The 18,772-nt window shown below is 58.8% G+C and carries 20 protein-coding genes; 6 read left to right on the top strand and 14 right to left on the bottom strand.

Features of this window, described 5'->3' with window-relative positions:
* Positions 1-44: 44 nt before the first annotated feature.
* Together rplA and rplK are read right to left on the bottom strand one after the other, a co-directional pair.
* A complete protein-coding gene (gene rplA, locus ACR0AI_RS15780; protein ID WP_480675093.1) occupies positions 45-743 on the bottom strand; it encodes a 50S ribosomal protein L1 in 699 nt (232 codons plus the stop codon).
* 1 nt (position 744) lies between these two features.
* Positions 745-1,194 carry a 50S ribosomal protein L11 gene (gene rplK, locus ACR0AI_RS15775; RefSeq protein WP_113791694.1) on the bottom strand — a complete coding sequence of 150 codons (450 nt, stop codon included), beginning with the start codon at positions 1,192-1,194 and terminating at the stop codon, positions 745-747.
* A 307-nt stretch (positions 1,195-1,501) separates the two neighbouring features.
* Between rplK and ACR0AI_RS15770 the strand changes: the two genes are divergently transcribed.
* On the top strand, positions 1,502-2,362 hold the full coding sequence (locus ACR0AI_RS15770; protein ID WP_480675095.1) for a hypothetical protein: 861 nt from the start codon (positions 1,502-1,504) through the stop codon (positions 2,360-2,362).
* A 218-nt stretch (positions 2,363-2,580) separates the two neighbouring features.
* On the top strand, positions 2,581-3,123 hold the full coding sequence (locus ACR0AI_RS15765; protein WP_480675097.1) for a hypothetical protein: 543 nt from the start codon (positions 2,581-2,583) through the stop codon (positions 3,121-3,123).
* A 131-nt stretch (positions 3,124-3,254) separates the two neighbouring features.
* On the opposite strand, the gene nusG is transcribed toward ACR0AI_RS15765, so the two are convergent.
* The 7 genes from nusG to ACR0AI_RS15730 form a co-directional block, all read right to left on the bottom strand.
* A complete protein-coding gene (gene nusG, locus ACR0AI_RS15760) occupies positions 3,255-3,788 on the bottom strand; it encodes a transcription termination/antitermination protein NusG (RefSeq protein ID WP_480675099.1) in 534 nt (177 codons plus the stop codon).
* A 211-nt stretch (positions 3,789-3,999) separates the two neighbouring features.
* Positions 4,000-4,197 (bottom strand): preprotein translocase subunit SecE, encoded by a 198-nt coding sequence (gene secE / locus ACR0AI_RS15755; protein WP_050605011.1) that lies wholly within the window; start codon positions 4,195-4,197, stop codon positions 4,000-4,002.
* Positions 4,198-4,298: 101 nt separating this feature from the next.
* A complete protein-coding gene (gene ccoS / locus ACR0AI_RS15750; protein WP_170375394.1) occupies positions 4,299-4,457 on the bottom strand; it encodes a cbb3-type cytochrome oxidase assembly protein CcoS in 159 nt (52 codons plus the stop codon).
* A gap of 5 nt (positions 4,458-4,462) precedes the next feature.
* Positions 4,463-6,640, bottom strand: coding sequence for a heavy metal translocating P-type ATPase (locus tag ACR0AI_RS15745; RefSeq protein WP_480675101.1), 2,178 nt, complete (start codon positions 6,638-6,640; stop codon positions 4,463-4,465).
* A 4-nt stretch (positions 6,641-6,644) separates the two neighbouring features.
* On the bottom strand, positions 6,645-7,103 hold the full coding sequence (locus ACR0AI_RS15740; RefSeq protein WP_480675103.1) for a FixH family protein: 459 nt from the start codon (positions 7,101-7,103) through the stop codon (positions 6,645-6,647).
* Positions 7,104-7,105: 2 nt separating this feature from the next.
* Positions 7,106-8,533, bottom strand: coding sequence for a cytochrome c oxidase accessory protein CcoG (gene ccoG, locus ACR0AI_RS15735; RefSeq protein WP_480540203.1), 1,428 nt, complete (start codon positions 8,531-8,533; stop codon positions 7,106-7,108).
* 99 nt (positions 8,534-8,632) lie between these two features.
* Positions 8,633-9,511 (bottom strand): LysR family transcriptional regulator, encoded by an 879-nt coding sequence (locus tag ACR0AI_RS15730; protein ID WP_480675105.1) that lies wholly within the window; start codon positions 9,509-9,511, stop codon positions 8,633-8,635.
* Positions 9,512-9,610: 99 nt separating this feature from the next.
* Here ACR0AI_RS15730 and ACR0AI_RS15725 point away from each other — a divergent pair, with 99 nt between their 5' ends.
* Positions 9,611-9,769, top strand: a complete 159-nt coding sequence (locus ACR0AI_RS15725; protein WP_480675107.1) for a hypothetical protein — start codon at positions 9,611-9,613, stop codon at positions 9,767-9,769.
* Positions 9,770-9,911: 142 nt separating this feature from the next.
* Here the strand turns inward: ACR0AI_RS15725 and ccoP are convergent, their stop codons facing one another.
* From ccoP to ccoN, 4 genes are read right to left on the bottom strand one after another with little or no spacing between them, the layout of a single operon-like run.
* The gene (gene ccoP, locus ACR0AI_RS15720) at positions 9,912-10,775 is read right to left on the bottom strand and encodes a cytochrome-c oxidase, cbb3-type subunit III (RefSeq protein ID WP_480675109.1); all 864 of its coding nucleotides are present in this window, start codon (positions 10,773-10,775) and stop codon (positions 9,912-9,914) included.
* A complete protein-coding gene (locus tag ACR0AI_RS15715) occupies positions 10,772-10,978 on the bottom strand; it encodes a cbb3-type cytochrome c oxidase subunit 3 (protein ID WP_170375409.1) in 207 nt (68 codons plus the stop codon). Before ACR0AI_RS15715 ends, ccoP begins: the two co-directional genes overlap by 4 nt.
* A gap of 11 nt (positions 10,979-10,989) precedes the next feature.
* A complete protein-coding gene (gene ccoO, locus ACR0AI_RS15710; protein ID WP_170375411.1) occupies positions 10,990-11,718 on the bottom strand; it encodes a cytochrome-c oxidase, cbb3-type subunit II in 729 nt (242 codons plus the stop codon).
* A 14-nt stretch (positions 11,719-11,732) separates the two neighbouring features.
* Positions 11,733-13,340: a cytochrome-c oxidase, cbb3-type subunit I gene (ccoN, locus tag ACR0AI_RS15705; RefSeq protein ID WP_170375413.1), complete on the bottom strand. Its 1,608-nt coding sequence runs from the start codon at positions 13,338-13,340 to the stop codon at positions 11,733-11,735.
* A gap of 193 nt (positions 13,341-13,533) precedes the next feature.
* On the opposite strand from ccoN, the gene ACR0AI_RS15700 reads away from it, so the two are divergent.
* The gene (locus ACR0AI_RS15700; RefSeq protein WP_480675111.1) at positions 13,534-14,373 is read left to right on the top strand and encodes a universal stress protein; all 840 of its coding nucleotides are present in this window, start codon (positions 13,534-13,536) and stop codon (positions 14,371-14,373) included.
* A gap of 78 nt (positions 14,374-14,451) precedes the next feature.
* Here ACR0AI_RS15700 and fnrL read toward each other — a convergent pair whose 3' ends face one another.
* The gene (gene fnrL, locus ACR0AI_RS15695; RefSeq protein WP_170375417.1) at positions 14,452-15,195 is read right to left on the bottom strand and encodes a transcriptional regulator FnrL; all 744 of its coding nucleotides are present in this window, start codon (positions 15,193-15,195) and stop codon (positions 14,452-14,454) included.
* Between the two features lie 61 nt (positions 15,196-15,256).
* On the opposite strand from fnrL, the gene hemN reads away from it, so the two are divergent.
* Both hemN and ACR0AI_RS15685 read left to right on the top strand, forming a co-directional pair.
* Positions 15,257-16,612 carry an oxygen-independent coproporphyrinogen III oxidase gene (gene hemN, locus ACR0AI_RS15690; protein ID WP_480675113.1) on the top strand — a complete coding sequence of 452 codons (1,356 nt, stop codon included), beginning with the start codon at positions 15,257-15,259 and terminating at the stop codon, positions 16,610-16,612.
* 214 nt (positions 16,613-16,826) lie between these two features.
* A complete protein-coding gene (locus ACR0AI_RS15685) occupies positions 16,827-18,755 on the top strand; it encodes an elongation factor G (RefSeq protein ID WP_480675115.1) in 1,929 nt (642 codons plus the stop codon).
* Positions 18,756-18,772 lie beyond the last annotated feature (17 nt).

The raw sequence follows: 18,772 nt of genomic DNA, 5'->3' as shown, positions 1-18,772 counted from the left end.
TTGCGCTACTCGGGTTTCAAGGATTTCTACGTCTGCGTTAAGACTTATTCGCCAGCTGCAGCCGCCACGTCCAGAGTCACACCCGGGCCCATGGTCGAGCTCAGCGCGATTTTCTTCATGTAGGTGCCTTTGGCGCCCGACGGCTTGGCTTTCGCAACAGCCGAGATGAAGGCACGGATGTTTTCGGCCAGCTTGGCTTCGTCGAAGGACGCTTTACCAACACCGGCGTGCACAACGCCACCTTTTTCAGCTTTGAACTGAACTTCACCGCCCTTGGCTGCTTCAACGGCCGCTTTCACGTCCATGGTCACGGTGCCAACTTTGGGGTTCGGCATCAGGTTGCGCGGGCCCAGAACTTTACCCAGACGACCAACGATCGGCATCATGTCAGGGGTCGCGATGCAGCGATCAAATTCGATGGTGCCGCCCTGGATGGTTTCCATCAGGTCTTCTGCGCCAACGATGTCTGCACCTGCTTCTTTCGCTTCGTCAGCTTTGGGGCCACGCGCGAATACGGCAACGCGCATCGCTTTACCGGTGCCGTTCGGCAGGCCAACGACGCCACGAACCATCTGGTCTGCGTGACGGGTGTCAACGCCCAGGTTCATCGCGATTTCGATGGTCTCGTCGAATTTCGAGGTCGCGTTGCCTTTCACCAGGGCAACTGCTTCTTCAACCGACAGGTTTTCCTTGCCGGCGACAGCTTCGCGCGCAGCGCGGGTACGTTTACCGAGTTTTGCCATCTTACTTCACCTCGATGCCCATAGAGCGGGCCGAGCCCAGGATGATCTGCATTGCGCCTTCGACGTCGTTGGCGTTCAGATCTTTCATTTTGGCTTCGGCGATTTCGCGAACCTGCTTGGTGGTCACGGTGGCCACGGTTTCACGACCTGGGTTTTCCGCGCCACGAGGACGGTTACGCTTGCCAACCGGCTTCAGGCCAGCGGCTTTTTTCAGGTAATAAGACGCGGGCGGCGTCTTGATGTCCATGGTGAAGGACTTGTCCTGATAATAGGTGATCACGGTCGGGCAAGGTGCACCCTGCTCCATGTCTGCGGTCTTGGCGTTGAACGCCTTGCAGAATTCCATGATGTTGATGCCGCGCTGACCCAGTGCGGGGCCAACTGGCGGCGACGGGTTCGCCTGACCTGCAGGAACCTGCAGCTTCATTGTACCAGCAAGCTTCTTGGCCATTTGGTTTTCCTTTCAACGTAGGCAGGACGCGTCCCACCCGGTTTATGTTGCGTGGTCCGATCTGGGATCGCGATCCCTAAAACCTCCCACGAGAGAATCTCGCCCGATGACGATAGAGGCGGCGTTTATAGGGGAATGAGTGGGTTGGCAAGTGGCTGACACTCTATTGCCAAATGACTTTTAGCTGGCTTGAGCCTAATGGCACTTTTGAATTACTTAACATAGTGATTTTTCTGAATACATAAGTTGCCTGAGAGACTCAGACGGGTGTCTTGTTGCAACTTGGGCACAAAAGGGGTGATCTGGGATGGCATCATCTCGGCTGAACAAGGGACTGCTGATCTGCGTTCTAGTTGCCATGCAGCCAGGATGTGGCAGCAAGGCCCAGGATCAGAGCACAGGACCCCAAACGGACGCCCAAAACAACGGGTCCAACAGTACTTCTTCATTCACTCAGACAGGAATTGATCCCGACACCTACGCCGGTCGGTTTCAGATCAAACTCACCAAAGAAGTGCCGCTACGCGATGTTCCCGTTCCTTTTACGGTCTATAGCGGTCTTGACGAAGCCAGTCCTACCAGATTGCGGATAAAGGCCTTCACGGACTTGCGTGGATTGCAGGAAAAAGCACCCCAGATACTGACCGGCCCACTGGAAGAAAGCTGCAAACGCCAAATTTATCTAGAGGTTCGAAGTGTCTCCGCCAAAGGGGCAACCGTGCAGGTCGTAGGCTCCGCCCGCGCACAGTTTACGAGGTGCAATCGGCAAGAAGAACCCGGCTTTCGCTATTTTGGAGCAACTGTTGACGCAGTTGCAGTCGCCAAGGCCGAAGTAGAAGGCCAATGCCTTAAATTCTCTATCGAAGAAGTTGACCTTAGTCCGCGCGGGTTCATTGGCTCTGTCTCTAACCTGTTCGGTCTGACCAACCGCATCAACCAAGCCGTCCTTGAAAAGGGTGGAGAGTTTTTGGCAGCCCATCCGGTGTGCCCTCCACTCCCCGAGGAATTCGCTGTTCTCGATCCAGTTTACGAGTCTGGCGGCACACGTGAGATTGCCCCCGGTGGTTTGGGGGCAGCTGTTGTCGGATCGGCCGATGTCAGCGCCGAGACTATTGTCAAAGTTCTCGGCGGGCTGAAAGAGCTGGGCGTATTGGAGTTCGCTGAATGAGACTTTGGCTAGTTCTCCCAGTCTTTGCGACGGCTCTACTGTGCCCACGAGCACCCTACGCGCAGCAGGTGGATTTTAGTGTCGCCTCGACGTTACAGATTCGCGAAACAGAACTGCCCTATACTCTTGATCTAGAACTGACGGCCGTAGGCCCCACGCGCCTTGGCGTAGGTGCACTTCTGGATCTACGTCAAACACAGAGGATCGTACCTCAACGATTGGCTGACAACGCGATTGTCGATAACTGCGGCCTGCAAGTCCGGCTCGATGACTTGACCTTGGACGCGCAGGGCGATGCGATAGACTTGGATGGGGACGTAACTATCACGATCTTCGAATGTAGCCGAACCAGCGAACGCGACTTTCAACGAGGTGAGCAGAAAAGAGCGTTCTTGGCGAATATGTTCACCAAAGCGACTGTCGAATTGCGTAACAACTGCGCCCACTTCAAACTCTTTGATCTGACACTTGCCGCGCCTGAGGAACAGCACGAGCAACTTTTAGAGGACGACACACTCGAGTCGGTTAAGGAGCTTATGCTGGCCGCCATAGACTTGGTGCTCAATGAAACCCCGTTGTGCCCGAAACTCCCAGCCGAGCTTGCCTCACTTGACCCAATCTACGAAAACGGCGGTCCGCGCGAGATTGGAGAAGGAGGGCTTGGCGTGTTTCTTGACGGATCTGTGGATGTCAGCCCCTCAACTATTTTGGACATACTGACCGTTCTTCAACAGCAGGAATTGATCCCCGGTCCGCCATAATTGTGCGGTAGTATAGGCTTTGGAATCCACGAAGTCTTCAGATTTAGGCCTGCTGGTCTAGCCGCCGAAACAATGACAAACGCCGCGGTGCTCGTGGCATCGCGGCGTTGCAAAATTCACTGGGAAGCGCGTCAGTCCTGTTTGGTGACCTGAGTAAAGTCCAGCTCGACCGGCGTTTCCCGGCCAAAGATCGAAACCGAAACTTTCAGCTTCTGGTTCTCGTCGTCCACGCCCTCGACCATGCCGTCGAAATCCTCGAATGGGCCGTCGTTGACCTTGACCTTCTCGCCGACCTCGAAGCTGATCATCAGCTTCGGCGCTTCTTCACCTTCCTGAACGCGGTTTAGGATCTGGTTCACTTCGGCGTCGCGCATCGGCATCGGACGGCCTTGGGGACCAAGGAAACCAGTGACGCGGTTGATCGAGTTGATCAGGTGATAGCCCTGATCCGACATTTCCATATGCACCAGCACGTAGCCGGGCATGAAGCGGCGCTCGGTCGTGACTTTCTTGCCCCGGCGCACTTCGATCACCTCTTCAGTGGGGACCAGCACTTCGTCGATATCGTCCTCAAGGCCCTGTTCAGCCACCGACGTGCGGATCTGCTCTGCGATCTTCTTTTCGAAATTCGAAAGAACGCTGACCGAGTACCACCGTTTCGCCATGAACCTGTCGTCCTTGTTTGTCTTGGGCCAAGCCCCGCATCGCGGGTTCACCCTGTATTGAAATCCTGTCGCGGCCTGCCCGCGTGTTCCGGAATAAAAAGCGGCGCGCAGCCCGAATCGCCACACGCCCATTCCGAATAGTCCCGTGTGAACTACTCTGAGATTCCGCGCTGTGCAAGGGGGGCTGCGGTGTTTCCGCGTCTGAGGGCAGTTAGCTGAACGCGCCCAGGATCAGTTGCAAGCCGCCACGAATGCCCAGATCGACCAGGGCAAAGAAAACAGCTGTCAAAGCAGCCATGATGAACACCATGACCGTGGTCAACAGCACCTCGCGCCGTGTCGGCCAGACGACCTTGGAAACTTCGGCTCGAACTTGCTGAATGAACTGTATCGGGTTGGTGGTGGCCATTTGGCGGGGTCTCTCTGCTAGCGGATAGGCCGGACATAGCCGGGCATTGCGGCAATTTCAAGGGCGGTTGGGATCAACTGTGATTTTGCATCCTCCGCCAGCTACTGCTTGGGTTTGTCATCCCATTCATCACTGAGGATACGGCGCGCATCGCCCTCGGGGTCTTCGTATTGGTTCGAGCGGACCGTGTAGACAAAAGCAACGAGGCCAATTCCGCCCAGAAACAGGGAAATCGGGATCAGATAGGCGAGCACTTCCATGATAGTTACCTCAGCCGCAGGGCATTCAAAGATACGGTAATCGACGAGGTCGACATCGCCAACGCCGCAATCAAAGGCGTGGCAAGCCCGATCACCGCCAGCGGCACCGCAATCACGTTATAGACGGTGGCAATGCGGAAATTCTCGCGAATCCGTTTCGTGGCTTTGACGGCAGTTTCACAAGCATCCGCGATGGGGGACAGGTCAGTTCCCAGAAGTACGATATCGGACGCAACGCGCGCCGCATCCAGGGCCGAGGCCGGTGAGATGGACACATGCGCCGCCGCAAGGGCTGCCGTATCATTCAGACCATCGCCCACCATCAGGACCTTGTGGCCCCGTTCGCTGAGGTCCTGAATGCGCTGCGCTTTGTCCTGAGGCAACGCTTCGGCAATCCAGTTCTCGATCCCCAGTTTCGCGGCCAAAGCTTTCACCGCACCGGTCGAATCGCCCGAAATCAGGATCACCTGCTTTCCAGCCTTGGCGAAGCCCGAGACCGCCTCAGCCGCGCCCGGTCGCGGTGCATCGGTGAACCGGAAAGCCACCGGCGCATTCGACCCAACCGACAGCCAGGCGGAAGTCTCGACCCCTTGTTCCGCACCGACCCAAGCCGCGCGTCCAAGGCGCACGCGCTGGTTGCGATACTGGGCCTCCGTGCCATAGCCCGGAACCTCGGTGATGTCGCGCAGCTTGGCGGGTTTGATCCCGGCCTCACGCGCAGCTTTGGCCAAAGCGACCGACAAGGGATGCGCCGATGCCTCGGCCAGAGCCAGTGCGATTTCAAGGTCGGCCGTGCTGTGATCGCCCAGATTCGTCACCTCGGGCGCGCCGGAGGTAAGCGTGCCGGTTTTGTCGAAGACGACCGTGTCGACCTCGGCCAGACGCTCCAGCGCGGTGGCGTGTTTGATCAGCATTCCCTTGCGGAACAACCGACCCGAGGCCGCCGTGGTCACTGCAGGAACCGCCAGCCCCAGCGCGCAAGGGCAGGTGATGATCAGTACCGCTGCCGCGATGTTCAGGGCCGTGCGCAGATCGCCGGAATAGATGTACCAGCCCACAAAGCTGAGCGCCGACAGGATGTGGACGCCGGGGGCATAGAGCTTGGCCGCTTTGTCCGCCAGAGATGTGTATCGAGACCGGCCGGATTCGGCGATGGCCACCAGATCGGCCATACGATGCAGGGATGTATCTTCGCCGACCGCTGTGGCGCGGATGGTTAAAGGGCCGGTCAGGTTGACCTCGCCCGCGCTCACGATCTGACCTGCCTCTGCAAACACCGGCAGGGTCTCTCCCGTCAGCAGGGAACGATCCAATTCCGACTGACCCGAGACGATTTGGCCATCCACCGGCATCCGCCCTCCGGGCCGCACAAGGATCAGGTCACCAACGGCCAGGGTGGATACAGCAACCTCTTCTTCGGTACCGTCGATCAACCGAAGGGCGCGGGGGACCTCCAGCGCTGTCAGTTCCTCAGCCGCGGACCGCGCGGCGGCGCGGGTGCGGTAGTCTAAGTACCGACCCGCCAACAAGAAGAAGGTCAGCGTCAGCGCGGCGTCGAAATAGGCATGTTCGCCGCTCAGCGCTGTTTCCCAAAGGGATGTGACAAGGGCCAGCAGAATCGCCAGAACAATCGGCACGTCCATGTTCAGCCGACGCACGCGAAGGGCTGACCATGCGTTGGCAAAGAAGGGCCGCGCCGAGAAAGCGATCGCAGGCAGGGCGATGGCGGCAGAAATCCAGTGGAACATGTCCCGCGTCGCGTCCGTCGCCCCCGACCAGACCGAGACCGACAGCAGCATCACGTTCATCGAGGCGAACCCGGCCACCGCCAAGCGCATCAGCAGGTCGCGCCCCGCCTTGTCCGCACTGGTGGCCGACAGGGCGCCAGCGTCCAGCTCATGCGCCTCATAGCCCGCGTGCTCGAGCACCGGGATCAGATCAGCAGCGCGCATTTCCGGCGCGGCTTTGATCATCGCACGCTTCAGGGTCAGGTTGACGCGCGCGTCCTCGACCCCGGGATGGGCGTTCAAAGCCCGCTCGACATTGGCGATACAGGCGGAACAATGAATACCGGGCAGAGACAGCGCGATCTGAACATCCTCAGGGATCGGTCGCGCAGGTTCCGCCGGGGCGGCGATACACCCCGGACAAACCGCCGCACCTGAGGATAGCTGAGCCGTCACCGCCCTACCCTTTCACATACAGGGGAACCCGCTGAGCGAACTCGGCCCCTGAATGATCGCGAGCGACCAAACGGATATTCCAGTTCCCCTTGCCCAGCGTCGCAGGCGTTGCATAGGCAAGCCCGTCAAAGGTGAAATCGGGCGAGAAATCATCGCGCACATGGGTTGCACGGCCTACAACGGCCTGCAACTCGGCCACCTGAACCGGCGCGCCGCTGGCGTCTGTGATGTGCAGGATCAGCAGACCGCCCGTGTTTTCAGCGCGCACCTCCCAGCCCAACGCCTGATGCTCCTTCAGACGGTCATTGAACTCCTGACTGGCGACGTATGAGTTTTTGACCTCCAGCCCCGGGAAGGTTTTGACCGCGCTATAGGCCAGGATCAGGTTCACCGTGATGATCACACCAAAGGCACATACGAACACCGCAAGGGCGTGTTTGCCGGTGAATTTCCGCTCGGACATGATCAGTTCCCTCGTCCGTTAAAGCTTGTGTCTTTATAGGCGCGTTCACCGCTGTCGAGGTCCTCGACCCAGATTCGGACGGCAGACGTATCTGTACGCGCAGGCCCCGTATCAGGCGCCGCAGTGATATAGACCCGCACCAGTTGCGCAGTATCGGGGGCCACAGTAACAGTTTGCCCGTCAACGCCTTCGATTTCCAGTAGCATTGCCGGATCGCCGGTCAGAGACAGATTGAACGGACGTTCTTCGCCATGTTTGTTGCGCAGGCGCACGTCGTAGGTGTTGCGGATGGTGCCGTCCGACATCGTCACAAAGGTCGGATTGCGCACAGGCGCGACCGTCAGGTCGATATCAGACCGGATGAACAGCGCGAACAGCAGCGCGAACCCGACCAGAGACCACAACGCGGTGTACATGATCGTGCGCGGACGCAGAATGTGCTTCCAGATATTCTTAGGTGGCTGACCTGCGCGCTCATGCGCCTCATCACTCAGCGCCATATAGTCGATCAAACCCCGCGGTTTGCCGATCTTGGCCATCATGTCGTCGCAGGCGTCGATGCAAAGGGCGCAGGTGATGCACTCCAACTGCTGACCATCGCGAATGTCGATACCAACGGGGCAGACATTCACACAGGCCATGCAATCGATGCAATCGCCCAACTCGGAATCGGCCGTGCGCTTACCTTTGCCGCGTGGCTCACCGCGCCATTCGCGATAGCCGACGACTAGGGTGTCCTCGTCCATCATCGCGGCCTGAATGCGTGGCCACGGGCAGGCATAGATACAGATCTGTTCACGCGCGAAGCCACCAAAAAGGAAGGTGGTGCCGGTCAGGATCAACATGGTCGTGTAGGCAACGGGGTGTGCGTTGCCGGTCACCAGATCACGCAGAAGGGTTGGCGCGTCTGCAAAGTAGAACACCCAAGCCCCGCCGGTAGCCAGGCCGATCAGGAACCATGCGGTCCATTTCGTTAGACGCAAACGGGCCTTGCGGAGGTCCATCTTCTCTTGCCGGTGCAGGCGCAAGCGGGCGTTGCGGTCGCCCTCGATCCAGCGTTCGACCAGAATGAACAGGTCGGTCCAGACGGTCTGCGGGCAGGCATATCCGCACCAAACCCGGCCCAAGGCCGATGTGAACAGGAAAAGCCCAAGACCGGCCATGATCAGCAGGCCCGCAACAAAGTAGAATTCGTGCGGCCAGATCTCGATCCAGAAGAAATAGAAGCGGCGGTTGGCCAGGTCCAGCAACACAGCCTGATCCGGCAGGCTGGGCCCTCGGTCCCATCTGATCCATGGGGTGACGTAGTAGATCCCCAAGGTCACAATCAGGATAATCCATTTCAGGTTCCGGAACGGACCTGAGACACGCCGAGGAAAGATAGGTTCTCGGGCGGCATACAAGCTGGGGGCGGGATCGGAATCGCTCACTGGCTGGCTCCAAGGATGGGTCTTATGGAAGTGTGTTCTTCCAGATCATGGACGCGCAAACATTGACATGGGTCAAAACGCGCATCGGACAAACACCTTTTACCGCGCGTCACCCGCCTGCCGCCTCAACCAGCTGACAAATGTCTTTACCGCCGGTCTTAGAGGCGTTTTGGCCGTCAAAACGTGGTATCCGCTGCTTTCAGGCTCAGTATGGAGCTCGACAAGGCGGCCCGCTTTGATATCCTGCTCGACGAAATGTCGCACCGTGGCTGTGACACCCTGCCCTGCCCGCAGCCCTTCAAGCAGCAAGGTCCCCGGCAGCGAGATGCGCCTCCCCTGAGGCGGATGATCCACCCCGCGTCTGGCCAGCCAGGTCGAGGCCTCGGTGGTGCCAAACTCTTCCAGCCAAGGCAGCTGGCTCAACTCCTCCGGCGTCCAACCCAATCGACCGCCCAGCAGGCTGGGGGCCGCAACGACAACAAAAGGGGTTTCAAGCAGCATTTCGCAATCCACACCGGGCCACCCTCCGGAGCCGTATCTGATCGCAACATCGACGCCGCCCGGCGTCAATTCCACCAGATGCGGAGAAGGGTCGATCGTCAGGCTGATTTCAGGGTATTTGGCCTGAAATTCCGGCAGTCGCGGCATCAACCACGAGGCGGCGAAGGTTGGCGTCAGCGACACGTGAACCGGACGGGCGCCACCCGCGCTCATCACCTCTTCCACGGCAGCGCCGATTGAACCGAACCCAAGCTGCACGGAACGGGCCAGATGCGCGCCTTCGGCTGTTAGGGAGAGGGACTTTCCATCGCGTCGGACCAGAGCGACGCCCATGTGCTTCTCCAACACGCGCAACTGCTGGCTTATGGCAGCGTGACTCACATTCAGCGCCGCGCCGGCCTGCACCACACCACCCTTTTCAGCAAAGGCCGAAAAAGCACGAAGGGACGAGAGCGGAGGCAGTTTCAACCATTTCATATGTAATCCCAGCTTACATATAGAAATAGCAATTGGTTCGCATCCTGTACAGGGAAACATCATCCTAGGCGCATACAGAAAACGCGAAAGGAAAGCCCCATGCTGAGTGTTTTTGCGAAATCGTTCATGACCGCGACACGGATCAACGAGCCAAATCTCAGGGACGTGCCGAAACCAACCCGCAATAAAGCGCGCTGGTTGCCCGAGCATCATTGGTGGAAGAAACACCCGCACACGGTCGATCTTGACGAGTTTTGAAACGCGGCCTGTTCTGGATCGGCCAATGGCTCTATGATGGTTTTGGAAATAGGCACCGGCTGTTCAGGAAACGCGCGAACAGATGGAACAGCCGGTGCCGGGACCAAGGGGCAGCAAGCCGCCCCAAGGTATTCTTTTAGCCCTACTGACCGCCACCCAGTTGGTGGACATAGGCGGTCACGGCGCGGATTTGCGCCTCGGTCAGGCGGGTATCCCACGGGGGCATCACGCCGAAGCGGCTGTAGGTCACCGTCTCGGTAAGGGCCTCTTCGCTGCCGCCATAGAGCCAGATGGCATCCGTCAGGTTCGGCGCGCCCTGGAAGACGTCGCCTTTGCCGTCCTCGCCGTGACAAGCAGCGCAATTGTCTTCGAAGACAACCTTGCCTGCCTGCGCTGCCGCATCATCGGTCTGCGCATTGGTCAGCGACATCACGTACTGAACCACTTGGGTGATCTCTTCCCGTTCGAGAATCTCGCCAAAGGCCGGCATCTCGGAGTAGCGCGCATCGTCGCTTTCCTCGTTCCGGATCCCATAGCTGACGGTGAAATGGATATCCTCCATCGTGCCGCCCCAAAGCCATGCGTCATCCAGCAGGTTCGGGAAGCCCGCCGCGCCCTGCGCGCCCGAGCCGTGACACTGCGCACACCAGGTGCGGAACACAGCGCTGCCTGCGTTGACGGCATATTGCTGCAACTCAGGGTCCGCCGAGATTTCCTCGAGCGGGGTTTCGACCAGCTTGGCGTTCCAAGGAGCGTTGGCCTCTTCGAACGAGACCAGCTCCTGCTGGACTTCGGCCCGAGATGACCAACCCATGACGCCTGCCGTCGCCGACTGAACCAGTGGCCATGCGGGATACATGATCGTGTAGATCACACCCCAGAAGATCGTGGCGTAGAAGGTCCACAGCCACCAGCGGGGCATCGGGTTGTCAAATTCTTCGATGCCGTCCCAGCTGTGACCAGTTGTATTCGGGTCACCCGGCTGTTTATCAGGTGTCTTAGTCATTTCCGCGCCTCCTCGGATGTGGCGGGTTGGTCTTGCTGCGGTGCAGGTGCATCGACGTGGCGGAAAGGGATGTTGGCGGTGTCGCTGTATTCCTTGCTGGCGCCTGGGCGGAACACCCAGACAATGATGCCAACAAAGAAGGCGAACAGCAGAAGCAACATCCAGCTATCTGCGAACTGTCTCAGGAGAGTATATTCTTCCATTGCACCCTCCCTCAGCGGTTTGCGTCAGGCGTGAAGGTCGAGAAGTCGACCAGCGTGCCCAGCATCTGCAGATAGGCGATCAGTGCGTCAGCCTCGGTCAGGTCGGATTGACCATCGAAGTTGCGCACGTTGACCTTGTCACCATAGCGCTCCAACAGTCCGTCATAGTCACTGTCGGGATCGGCCTGAGCGCGGAAGTCGGCTTGCGCGTTCTCCAGCATCTCGTCGGTGTAGGGTGTACCGACCACCGCATTCGCCGCCATGATGTCGCCGATATACTTGCCGTCGATCTTGCGGTTTTCGAGGAAGCCATATTTCGGCATCACCGATTCCGGCACCACCGATTGCGCATCACGCAGGTGGCGTACATGCCAATCGTCCGAGTAGCGGCCGCCAACACGCGCCAGATCAGGCCCGGTCCGCTTGGATCCCCACTGGAACGGGTGGTCATACATCGACTCGGCCGCCAGCGAGTAATGGCCATAGCGTTCGACCTCGTCCCGCATGGGGCGGATCATCTGGCTATGGCAGACATAGCAGCCTTCGCGGATGTAAATCTCACGGCCCGCCATTTCGAGAGGGGTGTAAGGGCGCATGCCCTCCACCTTCTCGATGGTGTTCTCAAGGTAGAACAGCGGGGTGATTTGAACGATGCCACCGATGGTCACGACCAGAAAGCTGAAGATCAGCAGAAGGGTCGCGTTGGTCTCAAGCACTTTGTGTTTGTCAAGAATTGCCATTGCTCCGGCCTCCTTTATTCAGCCGGGACTGCGACGGTCAGGCTGGCCTCTTTGGCCGGCGCCTTACGCACAGTCATCCACAGGTTGTAGCACATGATCACCGAGCCAGCGAGGAATAGAACCCCACCAAGACCGCGAACCACATACATCGGGAACTTGGCGGCAACGGTGTCAGCGAACGAATTCACCAGGAAGCCGTTGGCATCCACTTCGCGCCACATCAGGCCTTCCATGATACCGGTGACCCACATCGACGCGGCGTAGAGCACGATGCCGATGGTGGCGAGCCAGAAGTGCCAGCTGACCATCTGTAACGAATACAGACGCTCACGCTTCCACAGGACAGGCACCAGATAGTACAGCGCACCAAAGGTGATCATGCCGTTCCAGCCCAGCGCGCCTGAGTGTACGTGACCAATGGTCCAGTCGGTGTAGTGGCTCAGCGAGTTCACCGCACGGATCGACATCATCGGACCCTCAAAGGTGGACATGCCGTAGAAGCCGACCGAGATGACCATCATACGGATGATCGGGTCAGTGCGCAGTTTGTCCCATGCGCCCGACAGGGTCATCAGACCGTTGATCATACCACCCCAGGACGGCATCCACAGCACGATCGAAAACACCATGCCCAGCGTCGAGGCCCAGTCGGGAAGCGCGGTATAGTGCAGGTGGTGCGGACCGGCCCAGATATACAGGAAGATCAGCGCCCAGAAGTGGATGATCGACAGCTTATACGAGAATACGGGACGTTCGGCCTGTTTCGGGATGAAGTAGTACATCATGCCCAGGAAGCCCGCAGTCAGGAAGAAGCCCACAGCGTTGTGGCCATACCACCACTGGATCATAGCATCCTGTACGCCCGACCAGACGATAACCGATTTCGAACCCCAGATACTGACCGGGATGGTCATGTTGTTGACCAGGTGCAGCATCGCAACGGTCACGATAAAGGCCAGGTAGAACCAGTTGGCCACATAGATATGCGGCTCTTTCCGTTTGATGATCGTACCCAGATAGACAGCCAGATAGGCGACCCAAACGATGGTCAGCCACAGGTCCACATACCATTCAGGCTCGGCATATTCCTTGGACTGCGTGCCGCCCAGAACATATCCGGTCGCTGCCAGAACAATGAACAGCTGATAGCCCCAGAACACGAACCAGGCCAGGTTTCCGCCCCACAGACGCGCCGCGCTGGTGCGCTGAACCACGTAGAACGAGGTCGCGATCAGAGCGTTGCCCCCAAAGGCAAAAATCACCGCCGAGGTGTGCAGCGGACGCAACCGCCCAAAGTTCAGATAGCCTTGCGCCCATTCGAAATTGAGCGTTGGAAATGCCAGCTGGAACGCAATGAAAGTTCCCGCCAGGAACCCGACCACGCCCCAGAAGGCCGTTGCGATCACGCCGTAGCGGATCACGCCATCCATGTACTCGCCCGAGCGATCGACAAGAATATCTGGCTCATCCGTGTTTCGAAGCGTCCAGATGAACAGACCACCGGCGATGATCATCACCAGTATCGCATGCACCTGATACGCCAAATCGCGTGCATAATTGGACCCGATCGCGGCAAACAGCACGACCAGACCAAGCACGATCAGCTTGATGTAATTCGACATATTGCGTCCCTTTACCCTGCCCTGCGCGATTTACGTGCCGCACAGAACCTTTTTGACTGTCCCCCGTAATGAAGAAGAACACCCTCTGCCGCTTTGATCTGAGTCAAGACAATCCGTTGTTTTCTGTGACACCCATAGTCAAGTGGAGGGGCGCTGGTCGCATTGGATCGGCTGCTCGAAAGACGAGGTCGATATGGCTTACAAATCAATTCTCACAATCATGACGGAAACTACGAATGCGCAGGCAGCGCTTTCTCAAGCGGCGGCATTGGCCGAAGCGCAGGATGGTCATGCCGAGGCCCTGTGCCTAGGCGTCGATCGCAGTCAGACAGGGTATTACTACGCCGGGGCGAACGCACTTATCCTTCAGGAAACCCTCAGCCGGGCCAATGCCGAGGCCGATGAACTGCTAAGCTATGCCGAGGATTTTCTGGGAAAAACCGGTGTGCGGTGGTCTGCCGAAAACGGAGTCGCCCAGATCGCGGACATTGGACGCCACGTTGCCCATCGTGCACGGTTCTCGGATTTGGTTGTCCTACCGCACCCCTATGGTGAAGGGCGCGGTGCCGAAGCGGAACCGATTGTCGAAGCCGCCATGTTCGAAGGTCACGCTCCGGTCATGGTCGTCCCGAACGCGGGGCAACCTGTTTCGAAGCCTAAAAACATCATGATCGCGTGGAACGAAAGCGTCGAGGCTATGCGCGCGGTGCGCTGCGCCCTGCCATTTCTGAAAGATGCCGATCTGGCGCGTATCGTGGTGATCGACCCGCCACGCCATGGGCCCGACCGCTCTGACCCGGGCGGCATGCTGTCCCAGACGCTCGCTCGGCACGGTGTCCGGTGCGATATCGAAGTCCTTAGCAAAACAATGACCCGGGTGTCGGACATTCTGAACCGCCACGCTATGGACACTGAATCAGACATGATTGTCATGGGCGCCTACGGCCATTCTCGCTTTCGCGAAGCGATCCTTGGCGGTGCCACGCGCAACATGCTGGAACAATCCGCTGTACCGGTCTTCATGGCGCACTGATCGCGTGCTGACCCGAACAAAAAAGCCGCCCTGCGGGGCGGCTTGATCACCTTGGTATATGACTGTCAGGTGGCGTCGCTAAACCAAGAAACCTCCGTCCGAGTCATCTCCGGCCTCTTCCATAAGGCGACCCAGATCGGGGATGGTGACGTGGCGTTTGCCTTCCAACACGATAACCCCGTCCTTTTTCAAGGCCGAGATCTGTCGGCTCACCGTTTCAAGCGTCAGACCGAGGTAATCCGCCATCGCCTCACGCGTCAGCGGCAAGTCGAACACGAGTGGGCCTGACAGCCCTTTTTGCGTGATCGAGGCATCCCGGCGCGCGATGATCGAAAGCAGGCTGGCGATCTTCTCCCGCGCCGTCTTGCGACCCAGAACAAGCATCCATTCCCGCGCTGCGTCCAACTCGTCCAGAGTCATCTGCAAAAGCCGATGCGCGATATGAGGGGTCTCACTCAACAACCCTTCGAACGGCTTCTTGCGAAAGCAGCACATCACCACATCCGTGGTGGCCTGAACGTCATATGGCGCAGAATCACGTCCGGGACGCCCGACAAAATCACTGGGCAGCAGCAGACCCACCATCTGGGTCCGCCCGTCCTCCATCGTCTGGGTTAGGGACGCGATACCCGAAACGACCGAACCGACAAAGTTCATCTGATCGCCGGACCAGATGATCGTCTGACCCGCTTCGAAACTTCGATAATATTTAATCTCTTCAAGTGACTGCAGCTCATCAGCATCGCACCGGGCACAGACGGCTCGATGACGAATCGGGCATTCGTCACAGTTGGAATGATCAAACTTTATCTCTACTGACATTCGCTTTCCTACTTGATCTCTATCAAAGCAACCAAGACTTGGGTCCCTTAAAGGTATCTCCATGATAGATAAATCACAATTGGCAAGGCTTGGACTTTTTGACGCGAAGGTGCCTCGCTACACCAGCTACCCGACCGCCCCCCATTTCAGCAATGACGTGGGGGCTGATCTATTTGGTGACTGGATCGCACGGATTAAACCCGGCAGCGCCATCTCGCTCTATGTCCATGTCCCCTTCTGTCGGCGTCTATGCTGGTTCTGCGCCTGCCGCACGCAAGGCACGCAAACCGACAGCCCCGTGGTTGCCTATGTCGACGTATTGAAGGCCGAGCTTGACCTATTGGCCGCGCGCCTGCCCGAGGGGGTGGTTCTATCCCGCCTGCATTGGGGCGGCGGCACCCCGACCCTGCTGAATGCCGACCTGATGCGCGATCTGGCGCGCTACCTTCTGGATATCGTGCCGCTGGGACCGGATGCCGAGTTCTCGGTCGAGATCGATCCGAATGAGATTGACGAAGCGCGGCTGGATGTCCTCGCCGAAGCGGGCATGAACCGCGCCTCGATCGGGGTGCAGGATTTCGATGATGAGATCCAGAAAACCATTGGGCGCATCCAAAGCTACGACACCACGCGGGATACGGTGGATATGATCCGCGCGCGAGGGATCACCAGCCTGAATGCCGATATCCTGTTTGGTCTGCCACACCAGACCAAGGCGCGGATGACCGAAAGTGTGCAGAAGCTGTTGTCGCTCAGCCCGGATCGCGTCGCGCTCTACGGCTATGCCCATGTTCCATGGATGGCGAAACGACAGCAACTGATCCCGTCCGAGGCGCTGCCAACGCCCGAGCAGCGTCTGGATCTTTTCGACACCGCCCGCCGCCTGTTCATGTGGGACAATTACGCCGAAATCGGAATCGACCACTTTGCGACGCAACAAGACGGGCTGACCAAAGCGTTGAAAGCGGGCCAACTGAAACGCAACTTCCAGGGCTATACCGATGATCAGGCCGAAGTTCTGATCGGCGTCGGTGCAAGCTCGATCTCGCGCTTTCCGCAGGGCTACGCGCAAAACAACCCCGCGACCTCGGCTCATACAAAGGCAATCCGCGACGGTCAGTTCTCGACCTCGCGCGGGCATATGTTCAAGGGACAGGACGTGCTGCGTGCCCGCTTGATCGAAGCGTTGATGTGCGATTTCCGGGTCGACTCGGCCGAGATTCTGCGCGGCCATGATGTATCCATCGCAGAGCTGAACAAGATGTATGCTGAGGTAAACGCAAGATTTGACGGCCTGCTGCGCGTCACCGATGACGGGCTGTTTATCCCGCCCGAGGCGCGTGCTCTGACCCGGATGATCGCCCGCAGTTTCGATGCCTATGACCTGAGCAAAGCCGGACATAGCTCTGCGATCTGACCTTGGGTTTAAGGGTTGGGTTTCGGCAGCTCCAAGCCGATCCCGAACGAGGGCTTGACGCAAGGCTGGTGTTTTCTCCACACTCGGGGCGTGGGTCTTCGATCAGGTCCACAGCCCGAGGCAGGCAAATCCGCAGACAAACCATGCCAACGCATTTGCGCAAGGCAGCCCCTTTCGTGCAGCCACTCTGCAACCTGAAAGAGGGACAGCACATATGCGCGTTTTCACCGTCCTAGGCCCCAGTCAATCGGGCAAATCCACTCTGGTCGAGGCCATCAGCCGCCTCGACGGGCGCCCGACAACATTCGACATCTCCGGAACCGTGCATTTGCACGGTTTTTCTTATTTGGACGAACCGTGGTGCGCGGTCGACGTGGATGGCGGCGGCGATGCGCTGGCCTATGTGGGACCAGCCATGGCGATCTCGGACGCCGCCGTGGTCGTCGTCCCGCCAGACCCCGATGCCGCCGTACTTTGCGCGCCGTATCTGCGGCTGGTGGAAGAGGCCGGCATCCCCTGCTTCCTGTTCATCAACCGAATGGACAACCCCAACGGCCGTATCCGCGACATCATCGCGGCCTTGCAGACCTATTGCACCCATCACATCGCCTTGCGGCAGGTCCCGATCCGCGACGGCGATACAATCATAGGCGCGGTTGATCTGATCTCGGAACGCGCTTGGAAGTATCAGGAGGGCCAGCCCTCGGCCTTGATCGAACTGCCTCAATCCGTCGAGGACCGTGAGCAGGAAGCCCGCACTGAATTGCTGGAAACGCTTTCGGATTTCGATGACCATCTGCTGGAGCAGCTGATCGAAGACAAGCAGCCCCCCAGTGCCGAGATTTACGATCTGGCCGCTCAGGTCCTGCAAAATCACCAGCTGATTCCGGCCTGCCTGGGGGCCGCGCAACATGGCAACGGGCTTACCCGGTTGATGAAAGCGCTGCGGCACGAAGCACCTGAGTTCGATATCGCCGCCGGGCGAGATGAGGCCGCAGACAATGCGCGCGCGATTGCGGGCTTTGCTGATGTGAAGAAACATATCGGCAAGATCACCGTGCTGCGCGGGTTGGGCGATGGCGTCAAAGCGCATGAGGCCCTTGGAGGCGACACGGTCGGCAATTTGACGAGCCTGGACGCCAAAACACAGATCGGTGCGTTGGAGGCCGGACAGATCGGGCTTGCGGTCAAGTCTGATCACCTGAACCCCGGATACATCTATGACAGCCGGTCGGCCACACCGCTTCCGGACTGGGCGTCTTCGCATCCAGTTGCGCACCGGCAGGTCGTCTCACCCGCGCATGAGCGCGACGACGTGCGCCTGTCTAACGCCCTGAGCCGTTTGGTTGAGATAGACCCGGGGTTGCACATGGAACAAGACGAGCTGAGTGGTCATTCCGTACTGGGTTCGCAGGGTCCGCAACACATGCGGCGCGTGACGGCCAAACTGCTGGAGGATTTCGGGATCGAGATCGAAACCGACCCCGTCGAGACCGCCTATCGCGAAACCATCCGTACGCCGGTCGAACATCGCCACCGTCATCGCAAGCAATCGGGCGGCGCCGGACAATTCGCCGACGTTGTGATCTCGGTCGCGCCTCTACCCCGTGGCTCGGGCTTTCAATTCGAAGAGGTTGTGAAGGGCGGTGCGGTGCCGAAGAACTACATCCCATCCGTGGAGCACGGGGCCAAAGACGCTTTGGTACAAGGCCCCGAGGGCTTCCCGGTCGTGGATGTCAAAATTACCCTAAGCGACGGCAAACACCACAATGTCGATAGTTCGGACTACGCCTTCCGGACGGCGGGCAAGAACGCGGTGCGCGAGGCGTTGCCGCAGGCCAAGCCCGTGGTACTGCAACCGATTCTCACAGCCGAGATTCATCTGCCTTCAGATTTCGTCGGCGATCTGGTTCCCACAATCAGTTCTCTGCAAGGGCAGGTTTTGGGGTTCGAGGGCAATCCGAATGCCTCAGGTTGGGAAATCTTCAACGCCCAACTTCCGGCCGTGGCGCAAGATGAGCTACACCGAACCCTCGCTAGTGCAACTCGGGGAACGGGGTGGGTCAAACTGAGCTTCGATCATTATGAAGAGCTTCGCGGACCGGTTCCCAAACCCGCCGATCGCGAGAAAGCCAGCGCTTGAAGGAAACGCGAGGCGGG

It is taken from the genome of Ruegeria sp. BG3, assembly GCF_056538485.1.
This window is presented reverse-complemented; position numbering and strand designations above follow the sequence as displayed.